Origin of the sequence: Poseidonocella sp. HB161398, assembly GCF_005870025.1 — a bacterium.
In the GTDB taxonomy this organism is placed as follows: domain Bacteria; phylum Pseudomonadota; class Alphaproteobacteria; order Rhodobacterales; family Rhodobacteraceae; genus Mangrovicoccus.
This window is the reverse complement of the sequence record NZ_VATA01000034.1, coordinates 22560-37068: the sequence shown is the minus strand read 5'-3', so window position 1 is coordinate 37068 and position 14509 is coordinate 22560. Positions and strand designations below refer to the sequence as shown.

The following is a 14509-nucleotide window of genomic DNA, read 5'->3' as shown; positions in this document are numbered from 1 at the left end:
GAGAGCCCATGACGGCGACGGCATCCAGGGCGACGCGCGGCCAGATCCGCCGCGCCTTTCTCGGCGGCATCGCCGCGCATCTCCTGACCATCGGCATCGCCCGCTTCGCCTATACGCCGCTCCTGCCGGTGATGCAGGCCGAGGCGGGGCTGGGCCAGCAGGCCGCCGGGCTGCTCGGCGCGCTGATCTATGCGGGCTATCTCTCGGCAGTGCTGCTGCTTTCGGCGCTGCGCGACCCGGCACGGCGGCTGGCGGTGTTCCGCGCCTGCCTGGTGCTCGCGGTGGCCAGCACGGCGATGATGGCGCTGTCGGACCGGCTCTGGCTCTGGGCGCTGTCGCGCTATCTCGGCGGGTTCAGCGGCGCGGGCGGCATGCTCCTGGCGGCAGAGTTCCTGCTCGGCTGGCTGCGCCGCAGCGGCGCGCGCCCCGATCTGGGTCCGCATTTCACCGGCCTCGGCCTCGGCATCTGCCTCAGCGGGCTGGTGACGCTGGGGCTCGGCGGCCATCTCGGCTGGGCCGGGCAATGGAGCGCCTTCGCGCTGCTCGGCGCGGCCCTCCTGCCGCTGGCCTGGGTGCTGGTGCCCCGCCCCGCCCCCGCCGCCCCGGCGCAGGCCGCGGGGTCCGGCCCCGCCCCGCGCAGCCGCGGTGCGACGCGCTGGTTCGCGCTTTTCGGCGCGGGCTACCTGGCGGCCGGCTGGGGCTATGCCGCAGGCGCAACCTTCGCCGTCGACATCCTCGCCGCGGCGGGCCATGGCGGCGGCACCGCGGCCTCGGTCTGGGTGATCCTCGGGCTCGCCACCGCGGCCGGGCCGGTGATCGCCTCGGCCTGCGCGCGCTGGTCCGGGCTGATGCCGGTGCTCCTGGCAGCGATGGCGCTGCAGGCCCTGTCTCTGGCGGGCTTCGCCCTGCCCCTGGGACTGGCCGCCTCCTTCGCCGCCGCGATGCTCTTCGGCGCCAGCTTCATGGCAATCGTCGCCACCTCGCTGCTGCTGGCCGGGCTGAAGCAGCCCGAGGCGGCGGGCCAGGCGATGGCCCGGCTGACCCTGCTCTACGGCACCGGCCAGATGCTCGCCCCGCCGGTCACCGCCTTCCTGGCCGAGCGGAGCGGCGGCTACGCGCTGCCGATCCTCCTGGCGGCCGGGCTGAGCGCCGCCGGGCTTGCGCTGATGGCCCTGGCCGGCGGCAGCTCCGAGGGTCCGGTCAGCCCTCGGCAAGCGCCGCGGTGACGATTACCTCGACCTTCAGCACGTCCCGGGCGAGCTTGGCTTCGCCGCAGGCCCGCGCCGGCGCGTGTCCTTCCGGCACCCAGGCATCCCAGACCGCGTTCATCTCGGCGAAATCGGCCATGTCCGAGAGCCAGACGATCGCCTGCAGGATATGCTCCCGGCTCGAGCCGGCCTCGGCCAGCAGCTGGTCGACCCGCGCCAGGCAGTCGGCGGTCTGCTCGGCCACGGTCTCGCCCGCGCCGACCTGGCCGCACAGATAGACGGTGCCGTTGTGCTTGACGATCTTGCTCATCCGGGCGCCGGTATGGAGACGTTCAATCATCGCATGGATCCTTTCCTGTTCCCTGCTGTCCGGCCCGCAGATAGCAGCCCTCCTGCCGGACCGGTAGGGCCGCAAGAGCGGTCCGGCCGCTTCAGCGCACGGATCGCCCTTGCGGACTGGGGGGGGCGGCACCTCCGGCTTTTCCGGACGGCCGCGCGCACGCCCCGGGGCTGCAGAACGGCCCTTGCCCCGGGCGGGACCCGCCGGCCTGATCCGGCCCCCGGAAACCGATCCTCTCCGAAGCGGGCTCCCGAGCCGGATGGACAAAGGAAACATGGGACAGACCCTCTCGGGAGCCCGCTTCGGCCGGAGCAGCGCCATTGCCCGCGCCCCGCCGATCCTGCGGACCGTCGGCCTGCGCCTCCAGCGCGGAAACGCGGCGGTGGCAACAAGAGATCTCCCCGGCAAGGTCTGATCGCAAGTGAAGGCCACCATCTCCGCCGCGAAGACCGGCAAGTGGCGCGACCTCCGCCAGCGGGCAGCGCATAACGGACCCTGCTCCCGGAAAGAGACAGTGCGCCACATGGGCCAAAGCCCGGCCAGCGCCGCGCTATCCGCGGCGGACGCGACCGGCCCTCGCTGCCCTCTGCGCAGAACTCTCACGCAGGACGGATGGCCTCCGCGAAAAGCCGGCATGACCGCGGCCGTTCGGACTGGCGGCGCAGCGCACCTGCCCATCCCCGGCCCGGCAAGCTACCGCAAGACACCCTCGCGCTCCGGCCTTCCGACGCCAGCGCCCCCGCCAGAGCAGAGGGCTGGCCCGATCCGGCTGCGATCGGGGAAAGGGCGCTGGCGGCAGCCGGGTCGGGCCACGGCTGCCGCCAGCGGAACCGCTCAGATATGGAAGGCCACGCCCTCGTCGGCGAAGCCGCCGCCAAGCGCGAAGACCGTTCCGTCGGCGCGCCAGCAGGCCGCGCCGGTCATCGCGCCGCCCGAGCCGAAGGCGATGGCGTTCATCCCGCCGCCGATATGCGGCACGATCTTCACCTCGTGCCCCTTCGCCCGCAGCGCCTCGGCGTGGTGCGCATGGGCCGGCTCCAGCTCGACATGCGCGCCCTCGGTCCAGATCCGCGGCGCCTCGACCGCCTCCTGCACCGTCATCCCGTGATCGACCAGATTCAGGATCGCCTGCATCGCCGAGGGGAAGATCCGCAGCGCCCCGGGCAGACCCAGCGCGAAGCGCGGGCTGCCGTCCTTCAGCACGATCATCGGCGCCATCGAGGTCGGCACCCGCTTGCCCGGCGCGACCGACAGCGCCTTCCCGGGATGCGGATCGAAATTGTACATGTAGTTGTTGGGGATCATCCCCGTCCCCGGCACCATGAAGCGCGCGCCGAAGAGCCCGTTGATCGTGTGCGTCGCGGTGACGATCATGCCGTCCCCATCGGCCACGGTGATATGGGTGGTGTTGCGGCTCTCGTAGCCCGGCGGCACCGCGCCCGGGCCGCCCGCACCGCGCAGCCGCCCGCGGCAGGCCTCGCCATAGTCCTTGGAGATGAGCTTCTCCACCGGGATGTCGACGAAATCGGGATCGCCCGAGGCGGCGCGGCGGTCCTCGAAGCCGACCCGGATGGTCTCGGCCAGAAGATGCAGCCGCTCGGCGGAATCGAAGCCCATCGCCGCCAGGTCGTAGCCCTCGAGGATGTTGAGCATCTGCGCCACATGCACCCCGGAGGAGGCGGGCGGCGGCGGCCCGGCGATGTCATGGCCGCGATAGCTGCCGAAGACCGCCTCGCGCTCGCGCGGGACATAGCCTTCCAGATCGGCGAGCGACACCAGCCCCTCTTCCGCGCCGTCCCGCGCCAGGCGGTCGACCAGCGCCCGGCCGAGCGCGCCGCCATGCAGCGCCGCGGCGCCCTCCTTCGCGACCAGCCGCAGGCTCTCGGCATAGTCGGCCTGGACGATCCGCTCCCCGGCTTTCACCGGCTGGCCGCCGGGCAGGAAGATCGCCGAGATCTCGGGATCGGCGCTCATGTCCGCGGCGTGGCGCTCGATATTCGCGCTGAGGTAGTTCGTGGCGCGGAAGCCCGCGGCGGCACGGTGGATCGCCGGGGCGATGACATCGGCGAAGGGCAGCGCGCCATGGGCCTCGTGCATCTTGCACCAGCCCGCCAGGTTGCCCGGCACCGCGACCGAGGCCGCGCCGACGAGATTGCGGCGGCCCTCGGTCTCCATGTAGTCGGGCAGGCTGTCGGAGACCGGGCGGAACTGGTCCGGCCGCGCCGCCGCGGGCGCCTGGGAGAGGCAGTCATAGACCGTGTGCCGCCCGTCGGGCAGGCGCAGATGCGCCACGCCGCCGCCGACGATGCCGACCATCATCGGCTCGACCACGGTCAGCGCCAGCAGCGCCGCGACCGCCGCGTCCACGGCATTGCCGCCGAGCGCCAGCATCTCCTGCCCGGCCGCGGAGCCGAGCGGATGGTTGGTCACCACGACGCCGCGGGCACTGGTCGCGGGCAGCTTGCGGCAGGTGAAGGGCAGCTTTCGGGCAGCAGGGCTCATCGGACTCGTCTTCTTCTTGCGGATGGAGGGACGCGGACCCGGCAGCGCGCGGATCCGCAGATGGAGGCAGGGCGCCCCACAGGGGCGGCGCCGGAACGGCGCGGAAGGTTGGCGCGGCGGCTCATCTCCGCCAGCCGCGGGCGCGGTCCACGGCATCGGCAAAGCGCGCCATCCGCGCCTCCCGGTCCGTGTCCCGCGGAGCGATTTCGTCACGCGGCGGCAGCGCCGGAAGCGGCGCGCCGAGCGCGGCCGCGGCAAGCTGCGCGGCGCCGAGCGCGGTCAGTTCGTCATGGCCCGGGCGCAGGATCGCCGCGCCGGTGGCATCGGCCAGCATCTGGCAGAGATAGCCCGAGCGGGCCAGCCCGCCATCGACCGAGATCCGCGCGACCGGCGCCCCCTCGGCCATCCGCGCGACGATCTGCGCGGCGCGCAGCGCGATCCCCTCGACCAGCGCCTGCGCCATGTCGGCCCGGCTGGTCGCGCCGGTCATACCAAGGTACATCCCCGCCGCGCTGCCGTCCCAATAGGGCGCGGCCAGTCCCGAAAGCGCCGGGACGAAGGCCAGGCCGCGGTCGATCGCGGGCGGCGCCCCGAAGCCCGAAAGCGCCTCGGGACCGTCCAGCAGCCCGATCCGCATCGCCCATTCCACCGCCGCGCCCGCGGCATGGACGCCGCCCTCGACGGCATGGGCGGTCTCGGCGCCGATCTGCCAGGCGATGGTCGGCAGGAGGCCCTCGGGCACCCTGCCCCGCCCCGCGGTCAGCGCCAGCGCGAAGGCGCCGGTGCCGAAGGTGATCTTGGCATCGCCCGGCGCGCGGCAGCCATGGCCGTAGAGCGCCGCCTGCTGGTCCACCGCCGCCGCCATGACCGGCACGCCGCCGATCCGGCCGAATTCTCCGGCGGTGGGGCGGATCTCCGGCAGGCAGTCGACGGGCACGCCGAAAAGGGCGCAGAGCTCCGGGTCCCATTGCCCGGTCTCCAGCGACATCAGCGACGTGCGCGAGGCGGTGGTGATATCGGTGGCCGCGACGCCCGCGAGGTTCTGCAGGAAATAGGCATCCGTGGTGCCGAGCCGCAGCCGCCCGGCGCGATGCGCCGCCCGGACCGGTTCGGACTGCGCCATCAGCCAGCCGAGCTTCGAGGCGGAGAAATAGGGATCGAGCGGCAGACCGGCCCGCGCGCGCACCAGCGCCTCGGAGGCTTTCATGGCGGCCAGCTGCGCCTCGGTGCGCCGGTCCTGCCAGACCAGCACCGGCGACAGCGCCTCGCCGGTCAGCGCGTCCCAGGCCAGGCAGCTCTCGCCCTGGTTGGCCAGCGCGATGGCATCGATCGGCCCGGCCGCGGCGATCACCGCGCGCAGGTTTCCCAGCAGCTCGGCCGGGTCCTGCTCCACCCGGTCGGCGGCGGGGAAATGCTGGGCATGGCGGAGCGCATGGACGATGCGGGCGCCGCCCCGGTCGTCGGCCAGGAGGCCGCGGGTCGAGGTGGTGCCCTGGTCGAGCGCGAGGATCCGCAAGGCTCAGCCCTCCCTGTCGAGCCGAAGATGCAGCTCGGCGGGCAGATCGGCAAGGGCGGGCACGTCGAGGCGCAGCGGCGTCTCGGGCGCGGCATTGACGCTGGCGGCGGCGTATTCGCGGCCCTCCGGCCCGGCCAGGACCAGCCTCCCGCGCACCCGTCCCTCGGCGCGGAGGTTGAGCGTCACCGCGCGGCCCGGCACCAGCGCCTGCGGCACGACATAGCGCAGCCCCGGCCCGGGCGCGAGCGCCGGGCGCGGCGCCTCCGCGGCCAGCGACCCGGCCAGATCGGCCGCGATCCGCCGCGCCATGCGCCGCCCTTCGTCCCAGCAGTAGCCCGCGGTCTCGACCGGATGCAGCACATTGCCCGCGACGAAGACCAGCGGATCGGAGCTGCGCCCCTCGGCATCGATCCGCGGGCCCTGCGTGCCGGCATCGAGCGCCAGGCCGCTGGCGCGGGCCAGCGCCGCCTCGGGGGTGAAGCGGCCCGAGAAGATCACGCCGTCGCAGCCGATCCGATGCTCCGTCCCGTCCGCCAGCCGCAGCCGGACGCCCGAGACGCGGCCCCGGCCCTCGATCCCCAGGATCTCGGCGCCGCAATGGAGCGGCACGCCGAAGAGGCGCGGCAGCAGTCCGAAGGCCCGCCGGGTCTGCACCCGCGGCCGGGTTTCGACCATGGCGGCCGGGCGGATGCCGTGGCGGCGGCAGCTCAGCAGCGCCGAGAGCGCGACCAGCTCGCTGCCGATCACCACCGGCCGGGCGAAGGGCGCGCGGCCCTCCTCGTAGAGGAAGGACTGCAGCGCCGCGGTGTTCATCACCCCGACCGGACGCATCCCGGGCACCAGGCTCTGGGCGCGGGTGGTCTCGCGGTTGCCGGTGGCCAGCAGGATGCGCCGGGCGCGGAGCTCCTGCGGGCCGTCGGTGGTGGCCAGCTCCAGGATCCCGCCGGGGCGGATCGCAGTGACGCTGGTGCGGGTGCGGATCTCGGCGCCGGCCGCCTCCGCCGCTTCGACGAGCCGGGCGGCATAGGCCGGGCCGGTCAGCACGCGGCGGAATTCGCGCAGCCCGAAAGGCGGATGGCCGCAATGGCGCGGGATGCCCCCGGCCGTCTCGAACCGCTCCAGCACCACGACGCGGGCGACGCCCAGCCGCCTGAGTTCCGCCGCGGCGCCGAGCCCGGCCGGCCCGCCGCCGATGATCGCGACATCCCAGATCTGCCCGCTCATGCCCCGGCCTCCGCGGCGATCGGCCGGGAGAGCCGGTCATCGGCCATCGAGGACAGCCGCGCGAGGCAGTTGAAGCCCTGGCAGCGGCCCATCGCGCAGCGGGTGCGGCGGCGCAGCCCGCCGAAATCCCCGGGCGGCAGCGGGCTGTCGAGCGCGGCGCGGATCTCGCGCGCGGTGACCATCTCGCAATGGCAGACGATGCCGTCATGGCCCGGCGCCTGCCAGTCGCGCGGCAGGTGCTCGGCGAGGTTCGGCATCACCGGCACCGGCGGATCGGCGGGCGGCGCGGCGGCATGGCCCGCCCCCTGCCAGAGCCCGAAGACATGGCGCGCGATGCCGAGCGCCGCGGTCAGCCCGGTGGAGCGGATGCCGCCGGCGCAGAAATAGCCCTGCTCCGGCTCGGCATGGACGCGGTATTCCTTACGGTCGGAGGCGGGGCGCAGCCCGGCATAGACCGCCGTGACCGGCATCTCCGCCAGTCCCGGGACCAGCCGGCCGGCATGGGCGATCAGCGTCTCCAGCTCGGGGCGGGTCACTTCGGGGCGCTCGCGGTCCTCCTGCTCCTCGGCGGTGGGGCCGACCAGCAGGTTGCCGAAGATCGTCCGGGTCAGCACCACGCCCTTGGTCCGCTCGGTCGGCACCGGCAGCAGGATGGTGCGCAGGAGCGCGGCGGAGGCCTTGTCGAAGACCACGAACTGCCCCTTGCGGGGGCGGATCTCGAAACGCGACCGGCCGAGCAGCAGCGCCTCGATCCGGTCGCCCTGGTTGCCCGCGCAATTGACGACGCTGGCCGCGGTCAGGGCCGTGTCGCCCGCCTGCAGGTGCCAGATCCCGCCCTCGCGCCGCGCCGCCGAAAGCGGCGCGTTGAAGAGGAAGCGCGCGCCCAGCATCTTCGCCTGGGTGGCATAGGCCAAGGGCGCCGACCAGGGATCGACCAGATGCTCGCGCGGGACCAGCAGCGCGGCGCGGACCGAGGGGGCGATCTGCGGCTCGCGCTCCAGCGCCTCGGCGCCGGTGACGATCCTTGCATCCCCGACGCCATTGCCATGCGCCTGGGCCAGCAGCGCGGGCAGCCGCGCCTCTTCCTCGGCGGTCCAGGCGGCGACCATCGCGCCGGTCTCCAGAACCGGCAGGTTCATCGCGCCGCGGATCTCCATGTATTCGCGGTAGCCGTCCTGCATGCAGGCGAGCTCCAGCGAGCCCGGCGGCGCGTCGAAGCCGGTATGCAGGATCGCGCTATTGGCCTTGGAGGCGCCGGAGAGAATGTCGGGCGCCGCCTCGATCACCGCGACCCGCGCGCCTTCCAGCGCAAAGCGCCGCGCCATCGCGCAGCCGACCACCCCGGCCCCGATGATCGCCACATCCGCGTCCGTGCCTGCCCCGACCAAGTTCCGCCTCCATTATCCGTCCGCCTCCGGCGTCCGGGGCGCGGGTCGAGCCGTGCACCTTTTTGACCGTATCCACAATATTACCCGGAAAATATCGGCCGTATGGTCAATCAGATGCCTAAAATAGCCGCATCCGGGCAGATTCATGCCCGGATGCAGGCAAGCTCAGGGTGTCCCCGCCACCACGATTTCGACCCCGGCCGCCAGCAGCGCCGCCGCCAGCCCCGCAGGCGGCGCGCGGTCGGTCACCAGCCGGTCGATCACCGCCAGAGGCGCCACCTCGAAGACCGCAGCGCGGTCGAGCTTGGCGTGGTCGGCCAGCACCGTGACCTGCGCGGCGCGATGCGCCATGGTCCGCGCCAGCTCGGTCTCGCGCAGGTCGTAATCCATGATCCCCCCCTGCGTCACCGCGCCGACGGTCAGCACCGCATGCCCGGCGGTGAAGCTGGCGATCTGCTCGATCGCCAGAGCGCCCAGCGTCTCGCGCCCTTCCGAGGCGACCTCGCCGCCCAGCAGATAGGCCCGGTTGCGCCCTTCGGAGGCCGCCATCAGCCCGGCGATCTCGGGGGAATTGGTGATGACCGTGATGCCGCCGCGCCGCGCCAGCGCCCGGGCGAAGGCGATCGTGGTCGAGCCGGCATCGACGAACAGCACCGCGCCCTCCTCGAAAAGCGCCGCCGCATGGCGCCCGATCGCCGCCTTCTCTGCCGCCTGCGTCACCATCCGCGAGGCGAAGCTGCCCTCGACCGGCAGCTCGGCGGCGGCCAGCTGCGCCCGCCGCGCCCCGCCATGGAACTTGCGCACCAGCCCCGCCGCGTCCAGCTCGGTCAGGTCGCGCCGGATCGTCTCGCGCGACGTGTCGAACCTGGCGGAAAGCGCGATGACATCGACCTCGCCCTCCTCGTCGACCAGGCGGCGGATCATGTCACGGCGCGCGGATGGCTTCATGCAGGTGCGTCCTCCAGGATCAGGGCCCGGCAGAGGGCACCCTGTTTCCGGATTTTGCCTAATTGAGAAACTTCCGCAATGACAATGCACGACTCATAGCGGCCAGAAGACCGGGATCAGCAGAACTGTTGCCAAACCTGCAATGATGTTCATCGGCAGGCCCACCCGCAGGAAGTCCGAGAAGCGGTAGCCGCCCGCATTGTAGACCAGCGTGTTCGTCTGGTAGCCGATCGGCGTCGCGAAGCTGGCCGAGGCGGCGAACATCACCGCGATCAGGAAGGGCCGCGGGTCGACGCCCAGCTGCTGCGCCAGGCCCGCCGCGATCGGCACCATCAGCACCGCGACGGCGTTGTTGGTGACGAGCTCGGTCAGCACCGAGGTCGCGACATAGACCAGCGCCAGCGCGATCAGCGGGCTGCCCGCCGACAGAAAGGGCGCGATCCAGCCGACGATCATCGCCACCGCGCCGCTCTGCTCCAGCGCGGCGCCGATCACCAGCATCGACACGATCAGCAAAAGGAGCCGCCCGTCGACCGCGGCCAGCCCCTCCTCGCCGTCGACGCAGCCGGTGGCCAGCACCGCCGCCGCGCCGACCAGCGCCAGCGACAGGATCGGCGCGACATTGGCGGCGGCCAGCCCGACCACGGCCAGCAGCACCGCCACTGCGACGGGCGCGCGCCCGCGGCGGTAGCCCCGCGCCGCCGTCTCCGACAGCAGGATCAGCTTCTCCTCCGCGGCCAGCCGCTCGAGATCGGCGGGCGCGCCCTCGACCAGCAGCGTGTCGCCGGACATCAGGGGCACGTCCTCGAGCCCGGCGCCGACCGAGCCGCCGCGCCGGTGCAGCGCCAGCGGATAGGTGCCGAAGCGCCGCCGCCAGCCCAGCGTGCCCAGCCGCCGCCCGACCGCGCGGCCGCCCGGGGCAACCAGCATCTCGACCACCCGGCTGCGCCGCGCCTGTGCCGGCGAAAGCCCGGTCAGGTCGGCGCCCTTGGCCGCGCCCTCGCGGAAGCCCATCAGCTCCACCTCGCGGGTCTTGACGACGATCGTGTCGCCCGGCTCCAGCACCACGGCGGCCAGGTCGCGGCGCAGCGAGACATCGGCGCGGACCACGTCGATCACCCGGCTGCCGCCGCGCTTCAGCGCCGCGATCTCCAAGGGCCGCGCGCCGATCATCGGCGAACCTGCCGGGATCACCAGATTGGCCAGCCAGGAGCGGCCCTCGCGGCGGCCGAGCGCCTCGGCCATGCTCTGCCGCTCGGGCAGGAGCCGCGGCGCCGCCACGGCGAGGAAGAGCCCGCCGACCGCTGCCACCGCAAGGCCCAGCGGCGCGACCTCGAAGAGGCCGAAGGGCTCCAGCCCGAGACTGCGCGACATGCCGTCGACCAGCAGGTTGGTCGAGGTGCCGATCATCGAGACCGTGCCGCCGAGGATCACCATGAAGGAGAGCGGCATCAGCAGCCGCGAGGGCACGGTGCCGACCTGCCGCGCCAGCGCGCCGGCCACCGGGATCAGCACCATCACCACCGGCGTGTTGTTGACCAGCGCCGAGGCGCCCGCCGCAGCGAGGAAGAAGGACAGCAGCGCCAGCCGCGGATGCCGCCCCGAAAGGCGGCCGAGCCCGGCGGTCAGCGCCTCGAGCGCGCCGGTCCGCACCAGCGCGGCGCTGAGGACGAACATCGCGCCGATCGTGGCGGGCGCCGGGTTGGCGATGGCCGCCAGCACCTGGTCGGGGCCGACGAGCCCCAGCGCCAGCGCCGCGGCGGCGCCGGTGAAGGCGACGATATCGGCCGGCCAGCGCTCGGCGAGGAAGGTGGCGAAGACGCAGGCGATCAGCGCCAGCGCCAGGAAGGGAGCAAGGAAACCGGGATCGAAGAACATCGAGTGGCCAAGGCGGAAGAGGTGGGGAACGGCCGGACCGGGCACCTCCGCAGCGCCGGGACCGGGTCGGGAAACGTCGTCTTCATCGAAATTGCCAAGGGAGGATACTAGCGGCGCGCCGCGGCGGCGGCAATCTCCGCCGCACGGGCGGGCCACGGCCCGGCGGGACTTGGCGCATTTGTCACAAAAACGAAAAGCTCCTGCAGCAAAACTGTCACCACCCGGACCTAAGACCCCGCCGGAACAGCACAAGGGCCGCCCCGCGCCGGGCGCCGCAATCCGAGGGACTCACATGATCCGCACCGTCACGGTTTCCGCACTCGCCCTGGCCGCCTCGCTGGCCGTGGCCAAGGCCGACGACGCCACCCAGATCCAGTGGTGGCACGGCATGGGCGGCAAGAACCAGGAGGTCATCAACGAGATCTCCCGCAAGTTCAACGACGCCCAGTCCGCCTGCGCGCTGACCCCGGTCTCCAAGGGCACCTACGAGGAGGCCCTGGCCTCGGGCATCGCCGCCTTCCGCTCGGGCGAGCAGCCGAACATCCTGCAGGTCTTCGACGCCGGCGCCGCGACCATCATGAACGCGCCCGGCGCGACGATCCCGGCCGAGGACCTGATCACCCAGGCAGGCTACGGCTTCGACCGCGAGGCCTTCATCAACGGCGTGCGCTACTTCTACGCCGATGCGGACGGCAAGTTCGTCGGCATGCCGTTCAACTCCTCGGCGCCGATCATGTACATCAACACGCAGGCCTTCGAGAAGGCCGGGGTGGAGCCGCCGAAGACCTGGGAAGACTTCGAGGCGATCGCGCCGAAGCTGAAGGACGCGGGCTACATCCCGATGACCGCCTCGCAGCTGACCTGGATGTTCTTCGAGAACTTCTTCTCGCGCAACGACATCCAGATGGCCTCGAACAGCAACGGCTACGATTCGGTCGAGGGCACCACGATCAACGCCACCGATCCCGATCTGGTCATGATGTTCGAAAAGCTGAAGGCCTGGCATGACGAAGGGCTCTTCGGCTTCTACGGCGCGGGCTGGTCGGACAACCAGGCGCCCTTCGAGCAGGACAAGGTCGCGATGTGGATCGGCTCCTCCGGCTCCTTCGGCGGGCTGCAGCAGACCGCGGAAATGCCCTTCTCGGCCGTCTTCATGCCCTATTGGGACGCGATCGAGGGCGCGGGCACCAACAGCTTCATCGGCGGCGCCGCGCTCTACGCGATGGCCGGCCATGACGAGGCGCAGAACAAGTGCACCGCCGACTTCTTCCAGTTCCTGACCTCGCCGGATGTGCAGGTCTTCTGGCACAAGTCGACCGGCTACGTGCCGATCACCAATGCCGCCTACGAGCAGGCCAAGGCCGAGGGCTGGTACGAGGAGCAGCCGGTGGCCGAAGTCGGCATCCAGCAGCTGAGCCTGCCGGGCGGCGAATGGTCCAAGGGCTACCGCCTGGGCTTCTACCCGCAGATCCGCTCGGTCGAGGAGCGCGAATTCAACCGCATCTTCTCGGGCGAGACCTCCGTCCAGGAGGCCTTCGAGACCATCAAGTCCGAAGGCGACAAGCTGCTGGCGCGCTTCGCCAAGACCTCGGGCTGAGCCCCACCGATCCAGGACCGGGGCGGCCGAGAGGCAGGCCCCGGTCCCTGCCGTTCCAGACGCCGCCTGCACCGCTCCGGGAAACCCGCCTTGGCCGAGATCACCGACACCACCGCCCTTCGCGGGCTCTTCCGCCGCCGGACCGCCCGGCCGGCCGCAGCGCCCGAGCCCGCCAAGCGCGTGCAGTTCGACCGCCCGCTGCTGCCCTGGATCTTCATCGCGCCGCAGCTGATGGTGGTGGCGATCTTCTTCTACTGGCCCTCGGTCCAGGCGGTGACCTCGTCCTTCTACATCGAGGATCCGTTCGGCTTCGGCGCGACCTTCGTCGGCTTCGACAACTACCGCGACGCGCTGGGAAGCGCCGAGTACCACCGCGTGGCGCGCTTCACCGCGGTCTTCACCCTCGCCGTCACCGCGCTGTCGCTGGGGCTCGGCCTGCTGCTGGCGGTCAAGGCGGATGCGGTGATCCGCGGCGCCTCGGCCTACAAGACGCTGCTGATCGCGGTCTATGCCATCGCGCCGCCGGTGGCGGGGCTGATCGGCATGATGTTCTTCGACATGCATATCGGCCCCTTCGTGACGCTGGCCTCCTGGCTGGGCTGGGACATGCAGGTCGGCATCGACTATTTCGACACCGCCTTCGCGATGATCGCGGTCGCCGTGTGGAAGCAGATCCCCTACAACTTCATCTTCTTCCTGTCGGGGCTGCAATCCGTGCCGGTCTCGGTGCGCGAGGCGGCGGTGATCGACTGCCGCAACGGCTGGCGGCGGTTCCGCACCGTGACGCTGCCGCTGCTGGCGCCGACCGCCTTCTTCCTCTTGATCATCAACATCACCTACGCGCTCTTCGACACGTTCGGCATCATCGACGTGATGCTGAAGGACAAGCCCGCCAACAACCCGGTCACGCTGGTCTACAAGGTCTACAATGACGGCTTCCGCGGCAATGACATCGGCGGCTCCTCGGCGCAGTCGGTGATCCTGATGCTGGTGGTCTTCGCGCTGACCATCCTACAGTTCCGCGTGCTGGAAAAGCGCATCCATTACAGCTGAGCCCGTCCGATGCACCGCACACGCCCCTTCGACCACCTGATCCTGATCCTCGGCGCGCTCTTCCTGATGCTGCCGGTGCTGGTCGCCTTCACCACCTCGACCCATACCGCGGCAGAGATCCACAGCCGCGGCCTGCAGATCCTGCCCGGGGACAATTTCGCCGGGACCTACGGCACGGTGCTGACCCACAAGGGCGGCTTCACCGGCCAGGTCACCGGGCTGCGGATGCTGATGAACTCGATGATCCTCGGGCTCGGCTTCGCGGTGGGCAAGATCGCGCTGTCGATGATGGCGGCCTATGCGCTGGTCTATTTCCGCTTCCGCCACGCGACGCTGCTGTTCTGGATGATCTTCACCACGCTGCTGCTGCCGCTGGAGGTGCGCATCGTGCCCTCCTTCCAGGTGATGGCCGAGCTGGGGCTGATCAACACCTATCCCGGGCTGATCGTGCCGCTCCTGGCCTCGGCCACCGGCACGTTCTACTTCCGCCAGTTCTTCAAGTCGGTGCCCGACGAATTGCTGGAGGCGTCGCGGATCGACGGCGCCGGGCCGCTGAAATTCTTCTTCGACATCCTGGTGCCGCTGTCGCGGACGATGATGGCGGCGATGTTCATCATCATGTTCGTCTATGGCTGGAACCAGTATCTCTGGCCGATGCTGATGACCACGGACGAGGGGATGTTCACGCTGATGCGCGGCATCAAGTCGATCCTGCAGGTCTGGGTCGGCAGCCAGATCCCCGATTACAACCTGGCCTTCGCCCTCGCGGTGCTGGCGATGGTGCCCCCCGTGGCGGTCGTCGTCATCTTCCAGCGCTGGTTCATCAAGGGCCTGACCGAGAGCGACAAGTAAGGA

General features: G+C 71.5%; 12 protein-coding genes. 5 read left to right on the top strand and 7 right to left on the bottom strand.

Going from position 1 to position 14509, the window contains the following annotated elements; all coding sequences use genetic code 11:
- The first annotated feature begins 8 nt into the window (after positions 1 to 8).
- Positions 9 to 1226, top strand: coding sequence for a YbfB/YjiJ family MFS transporter (locus FGX59_RS22675; RefSeq protein ID WP_138469410.1), 1218 nt, complete (start codon positions 9 to 11; stop codon positions 1224 to 1226).
- On the opposite strand, the gene FGX59_RS22670 is transcribed toward FGX59_RS22675, so the two are convergent.
- Positions 1201 to 1548, bottom strand: coding sequence for a RidA family protein (locus FGX59_RS22670; protein ID WP_138469409.1), 348 nt, complete (start codon positions 1546 to 1548; stop codon positions 1201 to 1203). The genes FGX59_RS22675 and FGX59_RS22670 overlap by 26 nt on opposite strands.
- Before the next feature lie 274 nt (positions 1549 to 1822).
- On the opposite strand from FGX59_RS22670, the gene FGX59_RS37725 reads away from it, so the two are divergent.
- Positions 1823 to 1963: a hypothetical protein gene (locus FGX59_RS37725; protein ID WP_171060789.1), complete on the top strand. Its 141-nt coding sequence runs from the start codon at positions 1823 to 1825 to the stop codon at positions 1961 to 1963.
- Between the two features lie 419 nt (positions 1964 to 2382).
- Here FGX59_RS37725 and ggt read toward each other — a convergent pair whose 3' ends face one another.
- The 6 genes from ggt to FGX59_RS22640 all read right to left on the bottom strand — a co-directional run bounded on the left by ggt (position 2383) and on the right by FGX59_RS22640 (position 11004).
- A complete protein-coding gene (ggt, locus tag FGX59_RS22665; RefSeq protein ID WP_138469408.1) occupies positions 2383 to 4050 on the bottom strand; it encodes a gamma-glutamyltransferase in 1668 nt (555 codons plus the stop codon).
- A 121-nt stretch (positions 4051 to 4171) separates the two neighbouring features.
- On the bottom strand, positions 4172 to 5566 hold the full coding sequence (locus FGX59_RS22660; protein WP_138469407.1) for an FGGY family carbohydrate kinase: 1395 nt from the start codon (positions 5564 to 5566) through the stop codon (positions 4172 to 4174).
- 3 nt (positions 5567 to 5569) lie between these two features.
- The gene (locus tag FGX59_RS22655) at positions 5570 to 6790 is read right to left on the bottom strand and encodes an NAD(P)/FAD-dependent oxidoreductase (protein WP_138469406.1); all 1221 of its coding nucleotides are present in this window, start codon (positions 6788 to 6790) and stop codon (positions 5570 to 5572) included.
- A complete protein-coding gene (locus tag FGX59_RS22650) occupies positions 6787 to 8151 on the bottom strand; it encodes an NAD(P)/FAD-dependent oxidoreductase (RefSeq protein WP_240722655.1) in 1365 nt (454 codons plus the stop codon). Before FGX59_RS22650 ends, FGX59_RS22655 begins: the two co-directional genes overlap by 4 nt.
- 192 nt (positions 8152 to 8343) lie before the next feature.
- Positions 8344 to 9126 (bottom strand): DeoR/GlpR family DNA-binding transcription regulator, encoded by a 783-nt coding sequence (locus FGX59_RS22645; RefSeq protein ID WP_138469405.1) that lies wholly within the window; start codon positions 9124 to 9126, stop codon positions 8344 to 8346.
- 93 nt (positions 9127 to 9219) lie between these two features.
- Complete coding sequence (locus FGX59_RS22640; RefSeq protein ID WP_138469404.1) at positions 9220 to 11004, bottom strand: SLC13 family permease; 1785 nt, start codon at positions 11002 to 11004, stop codon at positions 9220 to 9222.
- Between the two features lie 292 nt (positions 11005 to 11296).
- Here FGX59_RS22640 and FGX59_RS22635 point away from each other — a divergent pair, with 292 nt between their 5' ends.
- From FGX59_RS22635 to ugpE, 3 genes are all read left to right on the top strand, one after another.
- Complete coding sequence (locus tag FGX59_RS22635) at positions 11297 to 12601, top strand: extracellular solute-binding protein (protein WP_138469403.1); 1305 nt, start codon at positions 11297 to 11299, stop codon at positions 12599 to 12601.
- A gap of 231 nt (positions 12602 to 12832) precedes the next feature.
- Complete coding sequence (locus tag FGX59_RS22630) at positions 12833 to 13654, top strand: carbohydrate ABC transporter permease (protein ID WP_138469439.1); 822 nt, start codon at positions 12833 to 12835, stop codon at positions 13652 to 13654.
- 9 nt (positions 13655 to 13663) lie between these two features.
- The gene (gene ugpE / locus FGX59_RS22625; protein WP_138469402.1) at positions 13664 to 14506 is read left to right on the top strand and encodes a sn-glycerol-3-phosphate ABC transporter permease UgpE; all 843 of its coding nucleotides are present in this window, start codon (positions 13664 to 13666) and stop codon (positions 14504 to 14506) included.
- The last annotated feature ends 3 nt before the right edge of the window (positions 14507 to 14509 follow it).

Coding starts and splice junctions, on each gene's coding strand:
- FGX59_RS22670 (WP_138469409.1), bottom strand. CDS start 1,548: ATGATTGAACGTCTCCATACCGGCGCCCGGATGAGCAAGATCGTCAAG.
- FGX59_RS37725 (WP_171060789.1), top strand. CDS start 1,823: ATGGGACAGACCCTCTCGGGAGCCCGCTTCGGCCGGAGCAGCGCCATT.
- FGX59_RS22630 (WP_138469439.1), top strand. CDS start 12,833: ATGGTGGTGGCGATCTTCTTCTACTGGCCCTCGGTCCAGGCGGTGACC.
- FGX59_RS22655 (WP_138469406.1), bottom strand. CDS start 6,790: ATGAGCGGGCAGATCTGGGATGTCGCGATCATCGGCGGCGGGCCGGCC.
- FGX59_RS22640 (WP_138469404.1), bottom strand. CDS start 11,004: ATGTTCTTCGATCCCGGTTTCCTTGCTCCCTTCCTGGCGCTGGCGCTG.
- FGX59_RS22645 (WP_138469405.1), bottom strand. CDS start 9,126: ATGAAGCCATCCGCGCGCCGTGACATGATCCGCCGCCTGGTCGACGAG.
- FGX59_RS22635 (WP_138469403.1), top strand. CDS start 11,297: ATGATCCGCACCGTCACGGTTTCCGCACTCGCCCTGGCCGCCTCGCTG.
- ugpE (WP_138469402.1), top strand. CDS start 13,664: ATGCACCGCACACGCCCCTTCGACCACCTGATCCTGATCCTCGGCGCG.
- ggt (WP_138469408.1), bottom strand. CDS start 4,050: ATGAGCCCTGCTGCCCGAAAGCTGCCCTTCACCTGCCGCAAGCTGCCC.
- FGX59_RS22675 (WP_138469410.1), top strand. CDS start 9: ATGACGGCGACGGCATCCAGGGCGACGCGCGGCCAGATCCGCCGCGCC.